Origin of the sequence: Streptomyces carpinensis, from assembly GCF_002154505.1 — a bacterium.
Classification (GTDB): domain Bacteria; phylum Actinomycetota; class Actinomycetes; order Streptomycetales; family Streptomycetaceae; genus Streptomyces; species Streptomyces carpinensis.
Genome location: NZ_MUBM01000278.1, coordinates 1 through 21158 on the forward strand (window position 1 = coordinate 1; position 21158 = coordinate 21158).

A 21158-nucleotide genomic window follows, 5' to 3' on the forward strand; every position below is an offset into this window, starting at 1 on the left:
GGAGACCGTCCGGCTCGGCGATCTTGATGCCGAGCCGGACGGTCTCCCCCGGCGACATGTAGAAGATCCGCACGCCCTGCGGTGTGCGCGTGAAGCCGTCCGGCACCGCGAGCGAGAAGCCGGCCCGGTCGTGCACCAGGTGGTAGCCCGAGGGGGCGGTGGGGCCGTCGGCGGCGGCCGAGGCGGACCGGGTGCCCGAGACCGTGGCGGCCGGCCCGGACGGCACCGCGGCCGACGGCACCGACGCCGAGGACGCGGGCGAGGCCGCCCCGGACGCCGTGCCCGCCGTGGTGCTCCCCACGGCGCTCGCGGCCGTACCCGGAGCCGAACTCACCGGCGTGTGGCCGCCGGTGCCGCCCCCGTTCATCAGCAGCGCCGCCGCGGACACGCCCGCCCCGGCCAGCGCGGCGACGAGTAACGCCCCGGCCAGCACGCCCCGCCTGGAGAGCCGGGCGGGCGCCTCCTGCGCACCCCCGTCCGGCGCGCCAGGGCCTTCGGCCCCGCTCGGTCCACCGGAGGCGCCGGGCACGGCGGAACCGGCCTGCCCTCCGGACACGCCCCGCCCTCCGGAACCACCGGAACCCTCCGGGGCGCCCGCCGGGGACGACGCCTCCAGGCCCGGCCGGCCCGACCCGCCCGACCCGCCCGGCTGGGCCGTCCGGCCCGACCGGGTCGGCCTGGGCAGTGAGGGCAGCGCGGGCAGTTGTGGCACGTTGCGCTGCGTCGGCGTGTAGCGGGACGGCGGCTGCTGCGGCGTACGCCCCGTCTCCAGGAAGGTCCGCAGCATGCGCTCCGCCTCGGCCGCCTCCAGCCGCCGGTCCGGATCGCGCTCCAGCAGTCCGCGTACGACGGGGAGGATCGGCCCGGCCTGCGCGGGCGGCCGGATCTCGTCCATGACGACCGCGTGCAGGATCCCGCCCAACGAGTCGCGCCGGAAGGGCGATTCACCGCTCAGCGCCGTGCACAGCAGGGCGCCCAGGGACCACAGGTCCGACTGCGGACCCGTGCCGCTCCCGGACATCCGCTCGGGTGCGGTGTACTCCGGCGAGCCCACGAAGGAGCCGGTCTCGGTGAGTGTGGTGGCGCCCGCCACCTGGGCGATGCCGAAGTCGGTGAGGACGATGCGGTCGGTGCCGGACTCCACCAGGACGTTGGCCGGCTTGATGTCGCGATGCAGCACCCCGGCGGCGTGCGCCGTGCGCAGCGCGCTCAGCAGGGCGATGCCGATGCGGGCGGCCTCGGCGGCGTCCACCGGCCCGCGCGTGGCGATCCGGTCGGCCAGCGAGCCGCCCTCGACCAGCTCCATGACGATGAAAGGGCGTTCGTCCTGTTCCACGATGTCGTGGACGACGATTACGTGCGGGTGCCGTAACTGGGCGACCGCGCGTGCCTCCCGCAGCGTCCGGTCCCGCTGCTGCAGGGCTTCGTCGGCGGACAACGTCTCGTCGAACGGAAGTTCCTTGACCGCGACCCGCCGGCCGAGCAACTGGTCGGTCGCCCGCCACACGATGCCCATGCCGCCGCGCCCGATCCGCGCCTCCAGGCGGTAACGGCCCGCGATCACACGGAGGTCGGCCCCCTCGGTCCCCATGCGCCCCATCATGCCGCATCGGACCGCTCCCCTTCCGGGGCGCCGACCGGCCAAGCGCGGGGCCCGCCGGCCGTCAGCCCGAGGAGGGCCGCCAGCTCTGGAGCACCGTCTTGAACTGCTGCCGTGTGGTGGCCCAGTCCTCGACGGGCGCAGACATGTAGATCGCGTACTCCACGCCCCCACGCGAGAAGTACGTCTCCTCGATCGCGCGGCGCGGCCCGGGGAAGGCCGTGTCCTTGCCCAGCGCCGTCCACGTGTACTCCCATCGGGAGCCGGAACAGTCGCGGAAGGTGTTGGCCTGGAGAGTCACCCGCTTGTAGTCGACCAGCCGCTGCAATTGCTGTTCGAGGTCGATCTGGTGATCGTACGCGGTGGGGAAGTCCGGCGAGTCGTCGACGGCGATGCGGATGAGGTGCTTTCCGCCGTCGGGCGTGTAGTCGACCTGGTGGAGTTTCTGATTGGCGTTCTCCCGCCGCCAGCTCGCGTCGGGCACGGCGATGCTGAAGCCGTAGGGGTCGTCGCGGCGCACCCAGCCGTCCGGGAGGTCGCCGGTCGCACCGGCCGCCCCGGTCCGGGTCGGGCTCGGCCCGGGTGACGTGGGGGGCGGTGTGGACGCGGACGGTCCGGCGTCGTGCCGCCGGCCCGCGTCCCATTTCTGCAGCACCACCGCGGTGCCGCCGCCGATGAGCGCGGCGAGGACCGCCACCAGGGCGATGTTGCGCAGGCGACGGCGCCTGGGGGGCCTCGCCCCGCTCGCGGCCCCGTGCACGGGCGCGACGGCCGTCGGCGGCGTCACCGGGTGGTACGGCGTCGTCGCACCGGTGACAGGCGGGCCGGACACGGGTGCGCCGGAGTGCGGGCCCGGCTGCGCGCCCGGGTACGCACCGGTCTGCGCGCCCGGGTACGCACCGGCGTACCCGGGATGCGTTCCCGGCTCCGGGTGGTGATCGACCCGCTGGGTCGGCACGTACGCCTGCGCGTCGCGCGGCCGCCGCCCCTCGCCGGCCTCCGCGAGCATCTGCTCGATCGTCGTGACGTCCGGTCGTGCGGCCGGATCCTTGCGCAGGAGTGCGGTGATGACCGGTGCGAGCGGGCCGGCGTGCTGCGGCTCGCGCGGCTCCTCGTCGACGACCGCCTGCATGGTGCTCAGCGGCGAGGTGCGGCGGAACGGCGACAGCCCCTCCACCGCCGTGTACAGCGTGGCACCCAGCGCCCACAGGTCGGAGGCCGGGCCGGGGTCGTGGCCGCGGACCCGCTCGGGGGCCAGGTAGTCGACCGAGCCGACGACCTCTCCGGTGCGGGTGATGGTGGTGTCGCCCTCGATCTGGGCGATGCCGAAGTCGGTGATCAGCACGCGGCCGTCCTGGCCGAGCAGGACGTTGCCGGGCTTGACGTCGCGGTGCAGCACCCCGGCGGCGTGCGCGGCCCGCAGGGCGCGCAGCACCCACAGTCCGATCCGGGCCGCCTCCTGCGGTTCCAGGCGACCCCGTTCCTTGACCGCGTCCGCCAGCGACTGGCCCTCGACCAGTTCCATGACGATCCACGGGCGGCCGTCGTGCTCCAGCACGTCGTGCACGGTGACGACGGCGGAGTGGTTGATCCGAGCGGCCGCGCGGGCCTCCGCCCTGGTACGTGCGAGGAGGACCGCCTTGTCGCTCTCGGAGACGTAGAGCGCGGCGGTCAACTCCTTTATGGCGACGGACCGGTGCAGCACCTCGTCGTGCGCGCGCCACACCCGGCCCATGCCGCCGCTGCCGATGGAGTCGGCGAGCCGGTAGCGGCCCGCGAGGAGCAGGCCCTGCATCTGATTCACGTTGCCCCGCAATGTTCTTGACAGGGTCAGAGTAAGGACCGGCCCTCCGACAGGGAACCGGCGGGGTGCCAAGGAGACCCCACTGTGACGGTTGTCGCTTCCCGGTGCTTCCGGGAACTTCTGTGAACTCCCGATATCTCCTGTGAGGCCTGGAAGTTCAGCCGGTGAACCGGTACGTCGCCGACGCCTGTTCGTACAGCTTGCTCACCTCGTCCCGCTCGGACTCCGGGCCACGTACCTGCACCACGTGGTAGCGGCCGCCCAGGAGCATGGCGACGTTGCGTACGAACAGCTGCCGCCCGCTCGCGTCGTTCCAGGTGAACTGCCCCTCCGCCATGGACCGTCCGCCCACCTCGATGGTCCGCAGCCCGGAGGACGTCGCCCAGCTGGAGTCGCGGTAGCCCTGCAGCTCGCTCTCCTTCTCCCGCTGATACGTCATCGGGTCGCTGCCGAACTCGGCGGCGCCGTCCCGGCCGGGGACCACGATCAGCTCGAAGCCGCCGTGGGAGTAGACCACCTGACCCCGGTCGTTCTTCGGCGTACGGCTCCAGCCCTTGGGGACGGCGATCCGGAACCCCGCGGAGTCCTTGCGCAGAGTGAACCCGTCGGCGACGTCCGTACCGGTGGTCTGTGTCTCGGTCGACCCCGAGGAACCGGCCGAACCGGACGAGCCGGACGGGTCGGCCGAACCCCTCGGCCGGCCGGGGCTGTTGTCGGCGTTCCCGTCGCTCGGGGCCGGGCTCGCCTCGCCGGCGGCTCTCGTACGGTCGCCGCCCGTCGCGCCGCTGTGCCCGGCCTTCGGCATGAACAGCATCGCGTACGCGACCGCCGCGGCCAGCAGGAGCAGGATCACCAGGAGGAGGGTCCGCCCGAGACTGCGCGGTGAACGGGCCTCCTCGCGGCCTCGCTTGTGCCGTCCGTGGTGGACGGGCAGCGCTGTGCGCCGCCTGCGCACCAGCTCGCCCCGGCGGCGGACGACCGGGAGCCGGCTCGCGTCGGCGGGCGGCGCGGCCACGACGTGGGCGCCTGCCTCGGGCTCCGGCGCGGACCGCACCAGCGAACGCAGCCAGCCGCCCAGCTCCTCGAAGTCCAGTCGCTCGGTGGGGTCCTGACGCAGCAGCGATTCCACGACCGGGCGGAGCGGTCCGCACTCCTCAGCGAAGGCGGGCGGCTCGGCGCACACCATCTGCACGAGCTCGGCCGTCGACTCCTCCGGGTACGGAGCGTGCCCCTGTACGGCGCGGAAGAGCAGCGCGCCCAGCGCCCACAGGTCGGTGGCGGGTCCGATGGGCGCGGCCAGCTGCCAGTTCTCGTGCACGGGGCCGGCCTGCTCCGGCGCCCAGCGCTCGGTCACCGGGCCCACCACTGTCATCCGCGCCTGCCGCGCCCGCTCGGCGGCCAACGCGGTGGCGGGTCCCCGTCGCACGGGCGTACCGGCGACGCGATCGTCCCAACGGGCCGGGGGCGGGGTCGCCGCGGACGGTTCGGGCGCGGCGGCGGCACCGCCCGGTCCCGTGGCGCCGCGGGACGGGTCGGTCAGGGCCGCGGCACCGAGCGCGGGCACGTCCCGTCCCGGGGTGCCCGGGCCCGCGGTCCCGGGTGGCAGGCCGTACGCCGGCCGGCCGCTTCCGGTTGCACCGGCGGGAGGAAGGGCCGTACGTCCCGATCCGCCGCCGGCCGCCGCAGGGCCGCCGCCCGTGGTGCCGGGTCCGCCGGTTCCGGTTCCGCCGCCGGGAACGGGTCCGGCGGTCGGGGGGCGTTGGGCCGTGCCGTTGTGCCAGGCGGTCGCACGGACCCCGTAGGGGTCGGCGATCTGCCCCGGCGGACCGGTGCGGCTCTCGCCCTCGGCGGGCGGCCGGGCGCCGGGCAGTGCCGCGCGCGCACTCTGCTGCGCCTCGTGGACACGGGCCGCCGCCCGTGCGCCCGCGCGATACGCGGCGATCGCCCCGGCTCGCGCGGCCCGCACGTCGTCACCGCTCTGCGGCGTGCGCCGGGCGAGCGCTCCGGGCGCCCCCGCGACGTTCGCCGGGTCGCCTCCGGGCAGCGGCAACGCGCCCGCGGCCCGTGCCTCGATCGCGGCCCGCCGCGCGGCCTCGGGATCCGCCGGGGGCGAACCCGGGCCGCTCGACTGCCCGCCGAAGCCCGCTCCGCCGAAGTCGCGCGGGTTCCCGGTGCCGGTGCGCCCCGTGCCGCTTGTACCGCCGTACGGGCCGGGACCTCCGTGAGCCGCCGCGTCACCGGGCCCGACCGGGCCCTGGGTTCCCTCGCCCTCGCCCCGGCCCGCGTGCGCGCCCTCGTCCCCCTGGACCGGCACCGGGTCGTACCCGCACAGGGCCTCCTCGGCCGCGCTGACCGCGAGGCCGGTCAGCATGACCCGGCCGTCGTCGCAGACCAGGACGGTGCGAGCGGTGATGTTGCGGTGCACCCAGCCGTGGCCGTGCAGGACCCGCAGCGCCATGAGTATGTCGGAGGCGACCTCGGCCGCCCGGTACGGCGTCAGCGGCTTCTCGGCCAGCAGCGCCGCCAGGGGGCGCGCGGCGACCAGCTCACTGGCGATCCACAGCGAACCGCCCTCCGCGAACACGTCGAAGACCTGGTCGAGCCGTGGGTGGTCAGGGATGCGGGCTGCGGCCTGCGCGGCCTCGACCGCCCGGCGTACGGCCGGATCGGTGGGCCGCCGCGTGGCCGTGCGGGCCGCCCGCGCGGTCCCCGCCCGGCCCGTTACTCCCGCCCGGCCCGACGGCCTCCGGAAGGCGCCGTCCCGTGCCGTGAAGCCCTCGGGCAGCCCGTCCGCGTCGAGCACCTCCGCCTCGACGACCTCGGGCAACGGCACCTGCCGGAGCAGGACCTCCTGTCCGCTGTAGGTGTCGAAGGCCCGGGTCTCGGTGAGTTCGTACTCGTCCGACGGAGGCAGCGGCAGGCGGTAGCGGTCGGCGAGCACCCGGCCCGCATAGTCGTCCACGTTGCCTCCCCCGGCCGCACGGTCGGTCAAATCCGTTCGCCACGCGTCCCGTTCCCGAGGCTTACGGTACGCAACCACTCACGATACGTGCCGGAGACAACCCGCAAAGTACGGATGCCGGATCTCACTTGGGTTCGAAGGTCTTCGTCAGCGTCCGCCAGGTGTCCCTGCGCAGATCGCTGCCCCAGTTGTCCGCCTTCGCCGTGTACATCAGGGCGTACCCGTGACGGTCGTCGACGACGAACCCGCGGTCTATCGTGCGGTACCGGGTCCCGCCGTCGAGGTAGGTGAACTCCCAGTCGGCCGCGTTCCAGCCCCGGTAGCCCACCTTCTCGATCCGGATGCGGTGGTACTGCTTGCGCACCATGTAGCGCTCCTGGTCCCGCCAGTCGGCCACGGGGTCGTCCTTCGGGGTGGACGTCCAGGCGACCAGCAGCTTCTGCCCGTCGGGGCCGGTGAAGCGGGCCCCGGCGGAGTCGGTGCGCGTGTACTTCCACCCCTTGGGCAGCCCTATGGAGAACTTCGGGCTGCCCTTGTACGTCGAGACCGCCGGCGCCGAGCCGTCACCGGAACCGGAGTCCGAGCCGTTGTCGTCCGACGCACCGGTGCCGGAGCTCGCGGCGGGCGAGCCGCCCGAACCGGCCGTGTCCGTCGCGGAGTCGGCCGCCTTGCCGTTCACCGCGCCACCGCTGCCGGCGTCCTGCTCGGGCGAGGCCTTCCCGGACGCGTCGGCGGGGGCGGACGCACGGGAGGCGGCACCGTTGCCACCGCCCTTGGAATCCTGGTCGTCACCGCCGAGCGTGAGGGCCAGCACGGTGCCGATCACGGCGAGCGCCACGACCACCGCGACGATCACCAGCGTGCGTCGCGGCACCACATCGGTGAGCGGCGCCCGCGGCGCCGGCCGCGGTGGCAGGTCCAGGTCCGGCGGCGGCACGACCGGCCACCCGGAACCGCTGCGACCGGCCTTGGCACCGTTCTCGTTCCCTTTTCCGGTCCCCTTGCCGGTCCCGGTCTCTGCCCCGGCCGAGCCGCTCGCGGTCCCGGCGGCGGCACCGGCCCCGGCATCAGCACCGGTGGCAGTGCCCTTGCGGTTTCCGGCCGCCGTACCGGCCGCCGCGGAGGCGGAACCCCCGGCGGTCGGCCGGGCCTTTACTCCCGAACCCGAGCCGGAACCCGAACCCGAGCCGGCGCCCGTCGACTCGGCCGCGGCCGTGTCGCCCGCCGTCGGCTTGGTGCGGGCGGCGGCCGCCGAGGTCGCCGCTCCCGCCGCCGACGCGGCCTTGCGCACGGAGCGCAGCGCGCCGCGCAGCCGCTCGGCCGCGTCCTCGCCCCGCTTGCCCGAGCTGCCGGAACCGGAGCCGGAGGCCGCAGAGTCGCTCTTGCCCGCGCTCCGGTCCGGCTGTACGGGCAGCGGTACGAGCTTCGTGGCGTCCGCGGGCGGCTCCGGCTCGGCCGCCTTCGGCTCGGGCGCGTTGATGACGGCGTTGAGCATCACCCGGGCACCCGCGTCGTCCAGGCGCTTGGCCGGGTCCTTCTCGAGCAGGCCGTAGATGACGTCCCGGAGCGGGCCGGCGTTCTTGGGCTCCTCCAGCGGCTCGGTCATCACCGCGGTCAGCGTGGCGATCGCCGAACCCTTGTCGTACGGCGGAGCGCCCTCGACCGAGGCGTACAGCAGGCCGCCGAGCGACCACAGGTCGGCCGCCGGGCCGGGCTTGTGGCCTCGGGCCCGCTCCGGGGAGATGTAGGAGGGCGCGCCGACCAGCATTCCGGTCGAGGTGATGGACGGGTCGCCCTCGACCTGGGCGATGCCGAAGTCGGTGAGCACGACCCGGCCGTCCTCGGCGATGAGCACGTTGGAGGGCTTCACGTCGCGGTGCAGGATGCCCTGGCGGTGCGCCGAGCGCAGCACGTCGAGGACCGCGAGACCGACCTCCGCGGCCCGCCGGGGCTCCAGCAGGCCGTCCTCGCGGATCACCTCGGCGAGGGACTTGCCCTCGACGAGCTCCATCACGATCCACGGGCGGTCGTCCTCGTCGACCACGTCGAAGACGGTCACCGCGCTGGTGTTGCGGATCCGCGCGATCGCCTTGGCCTCGCGCAGGGTGCGCGTGATCAGGCGCCGCTTCTCGTCCTCGTCGATGTTCGACGGGAACCTCAGTTCCTTGACCGCGACCGTCCGGCCCAGGGTCTCGTCCTCGGCCCGCCACACGGTGCCCATGCCGCCGCGGCCGAGCACGTCCCCCAGCCGGTACCGCCCGGCGAGAAGACGCTCGCTGTTGTCCTGACGAGTGTCCTGACGGGATGCCCCCGCCCGCTCCGCCTCCGACATGCGTCCCCTCATGCAACCCGCCCTGACAGAGCCTCCATTGTCTCTCACGCGACAAGTGCTCAACGCCCAGGGTGCCCCTGAGGACACCCTGGTGCCCGGTGGAACGGCGTGGCCGGTGTGGCGGGATGACGGGCCGTGACAGGAGAGCAGCCCGGGGTGCCGACGCTCCGGGACACTTCCCCTCTTATGGGGCCCGCCCGAAGCTCATCGGGTCTGCCGGAATCTCGCGTGTCCCGTCCGAATCCCGTTGGTCCGAACCCCGTGAGGCCCTCCCGAACCTCGTGATCACGAGGCCGTTCCGAACCTCATGGCGCTGTCCCGGGCCCCGTGGGCGGTCCCGAAGATCCGGCCCCTCACAACGGCACTATGTCCGGCGCCCCCAGCCGCGCCGCGTCGGCCGTCAGATCGTCCGGCTGCCGCTGCGACTCCCGCTCGGCCTCCACCCGCTTGTCGTAGTGTTCGACTTCGCGTTCGATCTGGTCCTTGTCCCAGCCCAGCACCGGCGCCATCAGCTCGGCCGCCTCACGGGCGCTGCGCGTGCCCCGGTCGAAGGTCTCGATGGATATGCGGGTGCGCCGGGTGAGTACGTCGTCCAGATGCCGTGCCCCCTCGTGCGAGGCGGCATAGACGATCTCCGCGCGCAGGTAGTCGTCGGCTGCCTGGAGGGGGGTGCCGAGGGCCGGGTTCTCTGCGACGAGGGCGAGGATCTCCTGCGCGGCCGAGCCATAGCGGTGCAACAGGTGCTCCACCCGCACCACATGGAGGCCGGTGGCGGCGGCGATGCGCGCCCGCGCGTTCCACAGCGCTCGGTAGCCCTCGGCTCCGTACAGCGGGATCTCCTCGGTGACGCAGTCGGCGACCCGCATGTCCAGGCCGTGCACCGCCTCGTCGACGGCGTCCTTGGCCATCACCCGGTAGGTGGTGTACTTGCCTCCCGCGACGACGACCAGGCCCGGCACCGGATGGGCCACGGTGTGCTCGCGCGAGAGCTTGCTGGTGGCCTCGGACTCGCCGGCCAGCAGGGGTCGCAGGCCCGCGTACACGCCCTCCACGTCGTCACGGGTGAGCGGCACCGCGAGCACCGAGTTCACATGCTCCAGCAGGTAGTCGATGTCGGCGCTGGAGGCCGCCGGGTGCGCCTTGTCCAGGTCCCAGTCGGTGTCGGTGGTGCCGATGATCCAGTGCCGGCCCCAGGGGATGACGAACAGCACGGACTTCTCGGTGCGCAGGATCAGCCCGGTGGTGGAGTTGATGCGGTCCTTGGGCACGACGAGGTGGATGCCCTTGGAGGCCCGGACGTGGAACTGGCCGCGCTCCCCCACCATGGCCTGGGTGTCGTCGGTCCACACCCCGGTGGCGTTGACGACCTGCTTGGCGCGGACCTCGTACTCGCCGCCGCCCTCCACGTCCTGCACCCGCGCACCGACCACGCGCTCGCCCTCGCGCAGGAACCCGGTGACCCGCGCCCGGTTCGCGGCCAGCGCGCCGTACGACACGGCGGTGCGCACCAGGGTGGCCACGAAGCGGGCGTCGTCCATCTGGGCGTCGTAGTACTGAAGGGCCCCGACCAGGGCGTCCTTCTTCAGGCAGGGTGCCACGCGCAGGGCGTGACGGCGACTCAGGTGGCGGTGCAGCGGCAGGCCCCGGCCATGGCCGCGGGCCATCGACATGCCGTCGTAGAGCGCCACGCCCGACCCCGCGTACCAGCGCTCCCAGCCCTTGTGCTTCAACGGGTACAGGAACGGCACGGGCCTGACCAGGTGCGGGGCGAGGCGTTCCAGCAGCAGGCCGCGCTCCTTCAGCGCCTCGCGGACGAGCGCGAAGTCGAGCATCTCCAGATAGCGCAGTCCGCCGTGTATCAGCTTGCTGGAGCGGCTCGACGTGCCGGAGGCCCAGTCACGGGCCTCGACGATGCCGGTGGACAGGCCGCGTGTGACGGCGTCCAGGGCCGTGCCCGCGCCGACCACGCCGCCGCCCACGACCAGGATGTCCAGTTCACGCTCGGCCATTTCCGCCAGTGACTCGGCGCGCTGCGCCGGCCCCAGTGTCGCTGTCCTCACTGCGCCTCCCGCTGTCCGTCGCGCCGGCCGCACCCGTCGGGCGAAGCCCGTCTCCCGTCCCTTCCGCATCCCCCGTCATCTCCCCATGCCCAAATTCTGACCGGCTTGCCCGTCTTCAGCCACCAGTCGCCCCCAGCCTGTGGACAACTTCCAGCGGTTCACCCAGAAACACGCTGGTCAATCCCGCAAAACGGTCATATTTACTCCTAGTCTGACATTGCACTCGCTCGTCCTGTCCACAGGACTTGCGTGCCCGCCATGCCTCGGTTATTGGGAAGGACGGCCCACGCCATGCCCGCAGATCTCGCCGTCATCGGACTCGGTCCTCTCGGCCTGCCCCTGGCCCAGGCCGCCGTGGCCGCCGGTATGCCCACCCTCGGGTACCGCACCGGGGACGAGTCCGGCTCCCTCAGCCCCGCCGAACTGCGCCGGATGCTCTCGGGGGGCTTCCGGCCCGCCACCAACCCCGCCGAACTGGGCCGGGTCCGCACCGTGGTGATCTGCGCGCCGACCCCGCGCGGCACCGACGGCGGGCTCGACCTGAGCCAGGTGGAGACCGCCGCCCGCGCCCTCGCCGAACACCTGCGCCCGCACACCACCGTCATCCTGGAGTCGCCCGTGCACCCGGGGACGACGGAGGAGTTCCTGCGCCCGCTCCTGGAGCAGGGGTCGGGGCTGCGCGCGGGGCGCGACTTCCACCTCGCCTACTCACCGAGCCGCGTCGATCCCGGCAGCCGCGACTTCACCCCGGCCAACACGCCCAAGGTGATCGGCGGCCTCACCCCGGCCTGCACCGAGTCGGCCGCCGCCTTCTACGGCCGCCTCACCGACAAGGTGGTCCGCGCGCGCGGGCTCAGGGAGGCGGAGACGGTCCAGCTCCTGGAGACCAACTACCGGCACGTCAACATCGCCCTGGTCAACGAGATGGCGGTGCTCTGCCACGACCTGGGCGTGGACCTGTGGGACGTCGTGCGCTGCGCGGAGACCAAGCCGTTCGGCTTCCACGCCTTCCGCCCCGGCCCCGGCGTCGGGGGCCACGGCCTCCCGCAGGACCTGACCGGCCCCGCCGGCCGCGGCCTGCGCATGGTGGAACTCGCCGAGCGGGTCAACAGCCGCATGCCCCGCTACGTCATCCAGCGCGCCGCGACTCTCCTCAACGAGCACGGCAAGTCGGCGCGGGGTGCCCAGGTACTCCTTCTGGGCGTCACGTACAAGCCCGACCTCGCGGATCTCCAGGGCACCCCGGCGGAGGAGATCGCCGTCCGCCTGATGGGACTGGGCGCCTCGGTCAGCTACCACGACCCGCACGTGCCCGCGTGGAACGTCCTGGACCGGCCCGTCCCGCGCGCGGACGCGCTGTACGAGGCGGTGGCGGACGCCGACCTGACGATCCTGCTCCAGCATCACCGGACGTACGACCTGCAAGGGCTGTCGGTGAAGGCGCAGTTGTTGCTGGACACGCGGGGGGCGGCGCCTTTGGGGGCGGCGCATCGGTTGTGAGAGGTGGGCGCCCCATTCCACGATGCCGACCATGGACCCGGTAGGTGGTTCGCTCGGAATTCGGGCCGGGCCCCGGGGGCGGGGTCCGGACCGTGTCGTTGGAAGGGGGGCGCCCAAGACAACTGGGTCGCCGATCACGGACGCTACCGCTCCACAACGCCCGTTCGGCCCACATTCGCCCCGAACGCAACCATGCACCTACTTCCGCACACCGCACCCCCGCCTGCGCATACACAAAGAGGCCCGGCCACCCGCCTGAGCGAGTGACCGGGCCCCTTCCGTGAGATCCCTGCGCGTTACCGCTTGTGCTGCGAGTCCGCCACCGTCACCTCGACCCGCTGGAACTCCTTGAGCTCGCTGTAGCCGGTCGTGGCCATGGCGCGGCGCAGGGCGCCGAAGAAGTTCATGGAGCCGTCGGGGGTGTGGGAGGGGCCGGTCAGGACCTCCTCGATCGTGCCGACCGTGCCCAGGTCGACCTTCTGGCCGCGCGGCAGCTCCTCGTTGACGGCCTCCATGCCCCAGTGGTGGCCCTTGCCGGGCGCGTCCGTGGCGCGCGCCAGCGGGGAGCCCATCATCACCGCGTCCGCGCCGCAGGCGATCGCCTTGGGCAGGTCACCGGACCAGCCGACGCCGCCGTCCGCGATCACGTGCACGTACCGGCCGCCGGACTCGTCCATGTAGTCGCGGCGGGCGGCGGCCACGTCGGCGACCGCGGTGGCCATCGGGACCTGGATGCCCAGCACGTTGCGCGTGGTGTGGGCGGCGCCGCCGCCGAAGCCGACCAGGACGCCGGCCGCGCCGGTGCGCATCAGGTGCAGGGCCGCGGTGTAGGTGGCGCAGCCGCCGACGATCACCGGGACGTCGAGCTCGTAGATGAACTGCTTCAGGTTCAGCGGCTCGTGCGAGGACGACACGTGCTCGGCGGAGACCGTCGTACCGCGGATGACGAAGATGTCCACGCCCGCGTCCACGACCGCCTTGGAGAACTGGGCGGTGCGCTGCGGGGAGAGCGCGGCGGCGGTGACCACTCCGGAGTCGCGCACCTCCTTGATCCGCGCGCCGATCAGCTCCTCCTTGATCGGCGCGGCGTAGATCTCCTGGAGGCGGCGGGTGGCGGCCTCGGAGGGAAGCTCGGCGATCTCGTCCAGCAGCGGCTGCGGGTCCTCGTGGCGCGTCCACAGGCCCTCGAGGTTCAGCACACCCAGTCCGCCCAGCTCGCCGATACGGATGGCGGTGGCCGGGGAGACGACCGAGTCCATGGGGGCGGCCAGGAAGGGCAGCTCGAAGCGGTAGGCGTCGATCTGCCAGGCGATCGAGACCTCCTTCGGGTCCCGCGTACGGCGGCTGGGGACGACGGCGATGTCGTCGAAGGCGTACGCCCGGCGGCCGCGCTTGCCGCGCCCGATCTCGATCTCAGTCACGTCTTGGCCTTTCCCTGATGCGTTGCAGCGTCTTCCAGTATCGCCGACGCCCATGACAAAAGCGGCCCCGGAGGATCCGGGGCCGCCCTCAGACAGAATCCACGCGCGCGTGGATCACTTCTTGCCGCTGTAATTCGGCGCCTCGACCGTCATCTGGATGTCGTGCGGGTGGGACTCCTTCAGACCCGCCGAGGTGATGCGCACGAACTGGCCGTTCGCCTGGAGCTCCGGCACCGTCCTGCCGCCGACGTAGAACATCGACTGCCGCAGGCCGCCGACGAGCTGGTGGACGACCGAGGACAGCGGGCCGCGGTAGGGCACCTGGCCCTCGATGCCCTCGGGGATCAGCTGCTCGTCGGAGGCGACCCCCTCCTGGAAGTAGCGGTCCTTGGAGAACGACTTGCGGTCCCCGCGGGTCTGCATGGCGCCCAGCGAGCCCATGCCGCGGTAGGACTTGAACTGCTTGCCGTTGATGAACAGCAGCTCGCCCGGGGACTCCTCGCAGCCGGCGAGGAGCGAGCCGAGCATCACCGTGTCGGCGCCCGCGACCAGGGCCTTGGCGATGTCGCCGGAGTACTGCAGGCCGCCGTCGCCGATGACCGGGATGCCGGCCTCCCTGGCGGCCAGCGAGGCCTCGTAGATGGCGGTGACCTGCGGGACGCCGATGCCGGCGACCACGCGGGTGGTGCAGATGGAGCCGGGGCCGACACCGACCTTGATGCCGTCGGCGCCCGCGTCGACCAGGGCCTGGGCGCCGGCCCGGGTGGCGACGTTGCCGCCGATGACGTCGACGCCGGCCGAATTCGACTTGATCTTGGCGATCATGTCGCCGACCAGCCGGGAGTGGCCGTGCGCGGTGTCCACGACGATGAAGTCGACGCCCGCCTCGATCAGGGCCTGGGCGCGCTCGAAGGAGTCGCCGGCCACGCCGACCGCGGCGCCGACCAGCAGCCGGCCCTTGGCGTCCTTGGCCGCGTTCGGGTACTGCTCGGCCTTGACGAAGTCCTTGACCGTGATCAGGCCCTTGAGGACGCCCGCGTCGTCGACCAGCGGCAGCTTCTCGATCTTGTGGCGGCGCAGCAGCTCCATGGCGTCCACGCCGGAGATGCCGACCTTGCCGGTGACCAGCGGCATCGGCGTCATGACCTCGCTGACCCGGCGCGAGCGGTCGGGCTCGAAGGCCATGTCGCGGTTGGTGACGATGCCGAGCAGCTTGCCGGAGGGGTCGGTGACGGGCACGCCGCTGATGCGGAACTTGGCGCACAGCGCGTCGGCCTCGCCGAGCGTGGCCTCCGGGTGGATGGTGATGGGGTTGGCCACCATGCCGGACTCGGACCGCTTGACCAGGTCGACCTGGTTGGCCTGGTCCTCGATGGACAGGTTGCGGTGCAGCACGCCGACACCGCCCTGGCGGGCCATCGCGATCGCCATGCGGGACTCGGTCACCTTGTCCATGGCCGCGGACAGCAGCGGGATGTTGACCCGCACGTTCTTGGAGACGTACGAGGCGGTGTCGATCTCGTCGGGCGCCATGTCCGACGGGCCCGGCAGGAGCAGCACGTCGTCGTAGGTCAGCCCGAGTGTCGCGAATTTCTCGGGCACTCCGTCGACGTTTGCAGTCATGACACCTTCCCCAAATGGCCTTGATCGGTGCGGATGTCCATGCTAACGGGAAGCGGAGGCGTCTCATTCCACGAAGCAGGGCCGCCGTGGGCTTCGTATGTTCGTACGGAACGGGCGCACTGCCCGTTCACCACCGGTCCAACTGCGGCCCGCCTACTGCTCGGCGAGGGCCCGCAGCCTGCTCAGTGCTCGGTGCTGGGCCACCCGGACCGCTCCTGGTGACATTCCCAACATCTGTCCCGTTTCCTCCGCGGTCAACCCCACCGCGATGCGCAGGAGCAGCAGTTCCCGCTGGTTCTCGGGAAGGTTGGCGAGCAGCTTCTTGGCCCACTCGGCGTCGCTGCTGAGCAGGGCCCGCTCCTCCGGGCCGAGGGAGTCGTCCGGGCGCTCGGGCATCTCGTCGGAGGGCACCGCCGTCGAACCGGGATGGCGCATCGCCGCGCGCTGCAGGTCCGCGACCTTGTGCGAGGCGATGGCGAAGACGAACGCCTCGAAGGGGCGCCCGGTGTCCCGGTAGCGCGGCAGGGCGAGGAGGACGGCGACGCAGACCTCCTGGGCCAGGTCCTCGACGAAGTGACGCGCGTCGCCCGGGAGCCGGGACAGCCGTGTGCGGCAGTAGCGCAGCGCCAGCGGGTGGACGCGGGCGAGCAGGTCGTGCGTGGCCTGCTCGTCGCCGTCGACGGCACGGTGGACGAGGGCACCGATCGCCCCTTGGGCAACTGCTGCCTCGTCGTCGCGCATCGGTCCATGGTGCCTTGACGTCGTCCGCTCCGTGGCACCACCTTCGCGGTTGTGCACCGAAGCGTTATGAGCGGGTGCGCCGGAACCCATCCCCTGCGCCCTCCCATTCCGCTCGACCGACTCGTCCCCGAGGAACTCCACACCTCAAGGATGCGGCATCCGCCGCGAAACGAGCAGCGGCCGTCCGGCGGGCCGCGTTGCCACCGGCTCCCGGCATGCGGTAGGCGGCGGCTAGTACGGCCCCGAAGCGGCCCTGCCCGGGCCCCGGACACGGTCTCGCGCGGACGGCCCGCACAGCCCACGCGACGGTGGAACGGCCCGTGCTCACCGGTCGCTCAGCCGCACGGAGCCGCGGCCCACCAGGGAGCCCGACCAGCGCAGATACGTATCCGCAGAAATGTCCGCAGGGACACCTGGACCGCGCTGCCGCGCTGCCGTGCGTCCGGGCACGGCGAGCGCACGGCAGGACGCTCCCCACGCTCGCCGTCGTGCGTGGGGACGTCGTGCAGGTCCGCCGGTTCGGGTCGGTCCCCGGCGGACCTAACGGACCAGGCCCCACCGGAAGCCGAGCGCCACCGCGTGCGCACGGTCCGAGGCGCCGAGCTTCTTGAACAGCCGGCGGGCGTGCGTCTTGACGGTGTCCTCGGAGAGGAACAGCTCGCGGCCGATCTCGGCGTTGGAGCGGCCGTGGCTCATGCCCTCCAGGACCTGGATCTCACGCGCGGTGAGCGTGGGCGCGGCGCCCATCTCGGCGGAGCGCAGCCGGCGCGGGGCGAGCCGCCAGGTGGGGTCGGCCAGAGCCTGGGTCACCGTGGCGCGCAACTCCGCACGGGAGGCGTCCTTGTGGAGATAGCCGCGGGCGCCGGCCGCGACGGCGAGTGCCACACCGTCGAGGTCCTCGGCGACCGTGAGCATGATGATGCGCGCACCGGGGTCGGCGGACAGCAGGCGCCGGACCGTCTCGACGCCGCCCAGACCGGGCATGCGCACGTCCATGAGGATGAGGTCCGAGCGGTCGGCACCCCAGCGGCGGAGAACTTCCTCGCCGTTGGCCGCCGTCGTCACGCGCTCGACGCCGGGCACGGTCGCGACCGCGCGGCGGAGCGCCTCTCGGGCAAGCGGGGAGTCGTCGCAGACGAGGACGGATGTCATGGCCGCCCTCCGCAGCTGATGCGCGTCACCTTGAGCCTCCAGGCTGGTACGAAATCGTCACCTGTGCGGTCGACCGTCTCGGACGCCTGCCCGAGCACTTGTGTTTTCAACCGCCTCCGCACTCTCAACGACGGTCACTCGAAAGAGTTACGGGGCCGTACGCCGTTTTCGGCACTCTACGTGAGGGAGCGGACACAGTGCAGACACAGACGTCAGACCCTCAACTTTTCACCACAACCTATGCCCCATTCAGCCCCTTTTCTTCCCGTTTCTAGGTGTCTAGGGCTAGATTCGCAATGAGTCATATTTTCATCTCCTTAGATCGGAGATGTACGGTCGTTGGCACCGTATCCGCCACCGAACGGCTACAAGGGGTCACGCAATGGCAGATTTCTCCCGCCTTCCCGGACCGAATGCGGACCTGTGGGACTGGCAGCTGCTGGCTGCCTGCCGCGGAGTGGACAGCTCGCTCTTCTTCCATCCGGAGGGCGAGCGCGGGGCGGCTCGAAGCGCTCGAGAGAACTCGGCCAAGGAGGTCTGCATGAGGTGCCCGGTCCGTGCGGAGTGCGCGGCACACGCCTTGGCGGTGCGCGAGCCGTACGGGGTGTGGGGTGGCCTCACCGAGGACGAGCGCGAGGAGCTCATGGGGCGGGCACGCAACCGGCTGGTGACGGCATCGTCATCCAGCGGGGACACCGCCGCCTCTGACAACTGAAGTAACGTTTCTTCTTACACAGACACGATCATCCACAAGGGCACGCGAACGCGTGCCCTCCCCTTGCCGTCCGTCTCGTGCGGTGCCACCCGTTGCCGTTCCGGGCGTGGTCACCTGGTCCCGGCGCGCACCAGTTCGTCCAGCGTGGCCGCCACCGCAGGCACCTGGGCCAGGTCGGGCAGAGTGAGCGCCACGATCTCCCGCCGCACCGTCGGCTCCAGTTCGACGGTGCGCGCGCCCCGGGGCCGTACGGACTCGATCGCGAGCTGGGGCAGGACCGCGACCCCGAGTCCCGCGCCCACCAGGCCGACGACCGCCGGGTAGTCGTCGGTGGCGAAATCGATGCGGGGCGTGAAGCCGGCGCCCGCGCACACCTGGACCAACTGGCCGCGGCAGCGCGGGCAGCCCGCGATCCACGGCTCGTCCGCGAGTTCCGCGATGCCGACGGACCCCGCGCGGGCCAGCGGGTGCCGCTCGGGCACGAGGCCCACGAGCCGGTCGGTCAGCAGCGGCCGTACGACCAGGTCCGCCCATTCCTCGGCGCCGGCCTCGTCCTCGCCCGTGGCGCCCTCGTAGCGGAAGGCCAGCGCGACGTCGCAGTCGCCCTCGCGCAGCAGTTCCACGGAGCGCGGCGGCTCGGCCTCCTCCAGGGAGACCCGGGTGCCGGGGTGCGCGGCGCGCAGCGCGGCGAGGGCGGTCGGCACGAGCGTGGAGCTGCCGCTCGGGAAGGAGACGAGCCGCACCCGTCCGGCGCGCAGCCCCGCGATGGCGGCGACCTCCTCCTCGGCGGCGGTGAGCCCGGCCAGGATGCCGCCCGCGTGCCGCACCAGCGCCTCGCCGGCCTCGGTCAGCCGCATCTCACGCCCGGTACGGACCAGCAGCGGTGTGCCGACATTGGTCTCCAGCGCCTTCATCTGCTGGCTGACGGCGGGCTGGGTGCAGCCCAGCTCTCGCGCCGCCGCCGAGAACGACCCGCTGGTGGCCACGGCGCGCAGCACGCGCAGATGACGAGCCTCGATCACCCTTCGATCATAAGCGATCCTTGGGCCGACCGTTCAATAATGCGTCGACACTTTGAAGACGGCTCGCCTACCGTGCTCGCATGAAGCTTCTCTCAGTCAACCTGGGCCGCCCCCGGGCCGTGCCGTACACCGACCAGCCGGAGGGCCTGACCGGGATCGACAAGCGGCCGGTGGACCACCCGGTGCGGGTGGCGGCGCCCGGGCCGAAGGGGGTCGGCGCGAGCGGACTGGCCGGGGACGCGGTGTGCGACACGCGGCACCACGGCGGCGACGACCAGGCGGTGTACGCGATGGCACGCGAGGACCTGGACGACTGGGAGCGCGAGCTGGAGCGGACGCTGCCGAACGGCGCGTTCGGGGAGAACCTCACCACGGCGGGCCTGGACGTGTCCGGCGCCCTGATCGGCGAGCGCTGGCGCATCGGCTCGCCGGCCGGCCCTTCGGTGCTGCTGGAGGTCACCAGCGGGCGGATCCCGTGCCGGACCTTCCAGGGCCATCTGGGCGAGAAGGGATGGGTGAAGAGGTTCACGCGGAAGGGTGCGCCGGGGGCGTACCTGCGGGTGATCCAACCGGGTGAGATCCGTTCCGGTGATCCGGTGGAGATCGTGTACCGCCCGGACCACGACGTGACCGTGGCCATGGCGTTCCGGGCCGGCACGACCGACCGCACCCTGCTGCCGCGCCTGCTCGCGGCGGCGCAGGCACTGCACCCGGAGGCACTGGCCGCGGCCCGGAAGTACGCGGAGGAGTACGCGGTCTGACGGAACGTGGGCGGCGGGGGGACACCTCGCCCTCACCGATCGGGAGGCCCTGTGCAGAGATCGGGAACCGGCCGCCCGGACCACTAATCTTTCGCCATGACAACGGCTCTGATTACGGGATCGACCGCGGGCATCGGCGCCGCGTTCGCACGGCGGCTGGCGGCGGACGGGCACGACCTCGTCCTGGTGGCACGTGACACCAAGCGCCTGACGGACCAGGCGACCGAGCTGCACGACCGGCACGGCATCGAGGCGGAGGTGCTGACGGCCGACCTGTCGGCGGAGGCGGGCATCGAAGCGGTCGCCGCCCGGCTGGGCGACCGCCGCAACCCGGTCGACCTGCTGATCAACAACGCGGGCTTCGGCAACAAGGGCCGCTACCTCGAAGTGTCGATGGCCGACGAGCTGACGATGCTCAAGGTGCACGTCGAGGCCGTGCTGCGGCTGACGTCCGCGGCGACCGAGGCGATGCGCGAGCGCGGCCGGGGCGGTGTGGTGAACGTGGCGTCGGTGGCGGCGTTCGTGCCGCGCGGCACCTACGGGGCGTCGAAGGCGTGGGTCGTGCAGTTCACCCAGGGCGCGGCGCGCGACCTGGCCGGCAGCGGAGTGCGGCTGATGGCGCTGTGCCCGGGCTTCGTGCGCACCGAGTTCCACCAGCGGGCCGGCATGGGCACGGACAACATCCCGAACTGGATGTGGCTGGACGCGGACAAGCTGGTGGCGGCGGCCCTCGCGGACCTGGCGCGCGGCAAGACCCTCTCCATTCCCGACCCGCGCTACAAGGCCCTGATGGGCCTGGTGAAGGTGACGCCGCGGGGCCTGCTGGGCGGGATCACGTCGAAGACGGGCCGCAAGTACGGCCCGCAGTAGTCCGGAGCGCGCTACGGAGGTGACGTCGTCCTCCCGGTGGGAAAATGGCGGTGACGGAATCGGGCCAGGGGGGCCGGAGGGGCGTCATGACCTTCGTACAGCTCATCGAGTGCAGGACGAGCCGGTTCGACGAGATGAACCGGCTGATGGACACCTGGGTCGAGAAGACCGGCGGAAGGCGGACCGCGACCCACGCGCTGGTCGGCAAGGACCGCTCGGACGACTCGCACATCGTGGAGATGGTGGAGTTCCCGTCGTACGAGGAGGCGATGCGGAACTCGAACCTGCCGGAGACCGACGAGATCTTCCGCGGCATGGTCGCGCTGTGCGACGAGATGCCCACCTTCATGGACCTGGAGGTGGTACGGGACGAGCGGCTCTACGAGGACACCGTGCGGCGTTTCTTCGACACCTTCGCCGGCGCTCAACGACCTGATCGACGAGGACTGTCACAGCCATGACCCGGTCAACCCGCAGGACACCATCGGGCTCGACGCGATCCGGCGCGAGTACCGGATGTGGCGGGACGCCTTCGACTTCGCCTTCACCCTGGAGGACCTGACCGCAAAGGACGACCGGGTCTGCGCCCGCTGGA

14 protein-coding genes and 1 pseudogene are annotated in these 21158 nt (G+C 72.4%); 5 read left to right on the top strand and 10 right to left on the bottom strand.

What is annotated here, in order from left to right; genetic code table 11:
• From BZY54_RS33240 to BZY54_RS33260, 5 genes are all read right to left on the bottom strand, one after another.
• Positions 1–1591 (bottom strand): serine/threonine-protein kinase (locus BZY54_RS33240; RefSeq protein WP_107419886.1); only part of this gene is annotated, 1591 nt, incomplete at its 3' end.
• Between the two features lie 73 nt (positions 1592–1664).
• Positions 1665–3395 carry a serine/threonine-protein kinase gene (locus BZY54_RS33245; protein WP_086729045.1) on the bottom strand — a complete coding sequence of 577 codons (1731 nt, stop codon included), beginning with the start codon at positions 3393–3395 and terminating at the stop codon, positions 1665–1667.
• Positions 3396–3561: 166 nt separating this feature from the next.
• Positions 3562–6366, bottom strand: coding sequence for a protein kinase (locus tag BZY54_RS33250; protein WP_086729046.1), 2805 nt, complete (start codon positions 6364–6366; stop codon positions 3562–3564).
• Between the two features lie 124 nt (positions 6367–6490).
• Positions 6491–8698 (bottom strand): serine/threonine-protein kinase, encoded by a 2208-nt coding sequence (locus BZY54_RS33255; RefSeq protein WP_086729047.1) that lies wholly within the window; start codon positions 8696–8698, stop codon positions 6491–6493.
• Positions 8699–9051: 353 nt separating this feature from the next.
• Positions 9052–10758: a glycerol-3-phosphate dehydrogenase/oxidase gene (locus BZY54_RS33260; protein ID WP_086729048.1), complete on the bottom strand. Its 1707-nt coding sequence runs from the start codon at positions 10756–10758 to the stop codon at positions 9052–9054.
• 291 nt (positions 10759–11049) lie between these two features.
• On the opposite strand from BZY54_RS33260, the gene BZY54_RS33265 reads away from it, so the two are divergent.
• A complete protein-coding gene (locus BZY54_RS33265) occupies positions 11050–12258 on the top strand; it encodes a nucleotide sugar dehydrogenase (RefSeq protein WP_086729049.1) in 1209 nt (402 codons plus the stop codon).
• A gap of 296 nt (positions 12259–12554) precedes the next feature.
• On the opposite strand, the gene BZY54_RS33270 is transcribed toward BZY54_RS33265, so the two are convergent.
• From BZY54_RS33270 to BZY54_RS33285, 4 genes are all read right to left on the bottom strand, one after another.
• On the bottom strand, positions 12555–13679 hold the full coding sequence (locus BZY54_RS33270) for a GuaB3 family IMP dehydrogenase-related protein (RefSeq protein ID WP_086729050.1): 1125 nt from the start codon (positions 13677–13679) through the stop codon (positions 12555–12557).
• 114 nt (positions 13680–13793) lie between these two features.
• Positions 13794–15302 (bottom strand): IMP dehydrogenase, encoded by a 1509-nt coding sequence (gene guaB / locus BZY54_RS33275; protein ID WP_086729051.1) that lies wholly within the window; start codon positions 15300–15302, stop codon positions 13794–13796.
• Between the two features lie 153 nt (positions 15303–15455).
• On the bottom strand, positions 15456–16043 hold the full coding sequence (locus BZY54_RS33280) for a sigma-70 family RNA polymerase sigma factor (RefSeq protein ID WP_086729052.1): 588 nt from the start codon (positions 16041–16043) through the stop codon (positions 15456–15458).
• 540 nt (positions 16044–16583) lie between these two features.
• Entirely contained in the window at positions 16584–17195 is a 612-nt protein-coding gene (locus BZY54_RS33285; protein WP_003948568.1) for a response regulator transcription factor, read from the bottom strand.
• 382 nt (positions 17196–17577) lie between these two features.
• Here BZY54_RS33285 and BZY54_RS33290 point away from each other — a divergent pair, with 382 nt between their 5' ends.
• Positions 17578–17910 carry a WhiB family transcriptional regulator gene (locus BZY54_RS33290; protein ID WP_086729053.1) on the top strand — a complete coding sequence of 111 codons (333 nt, stop codon included), beginning with the start codon at positions 17578–17580 and terminating at the stop codon, positions 17908–17910.
• A 110-nt stretch (positions 17911–18020) separates the two neighbouring features.
• Here the strand turns inward: BZY54_RS33290 and BZY54_RS33295 are convergent, their stop codons facing one another.
• Complete coding sequence (locus BZY54_RS33295) at positions 18021–18932, bottom strand: LysR family transcriptional regulator (protein ID WP_086729054.1); 912 nt, start codon at positions 18930–18932, stop codon at positions 18021–18023.
• 80 nt (positions 18933–19012) lie between these two features.
• Here BZY54_RS33295 and BZY54_RS33300 point away from each other — a divergent pair, with 80 nt between their 5' ends.
• From BZY54_RS33300 to BZY54_RS33310, 3 genes and pseudogenes are all read left to right on the top strand, one after another.
• Entirely contained in the window at positions 19013–19693 is a 681-nt protein-coding gene (locus BZY54_RS33300; protein WP_086729055.1) for an MOSC domain-containing protein, read from the top strand.
• A gap of 96 nt (positions 19694–19789) precedes the next feature.
• Positions 19790–20563: an SDR family NAD(P)-dependent oxidoreductase gene (locus BZY54_RS33305; protein WP_086729056.1), complete on the top strand. Its 774-nt coding sequence runs from the start codon at positions 19790–19792 to the stop codon at positions 20561–20563.
• 86 nt (positions 20564–20649) lie between these two features.
• Positions 20650–21158 (top strand): annotated as a pseudogene (locus BZY54_RS33310) (ester cyclase); the annotation flags it as partial.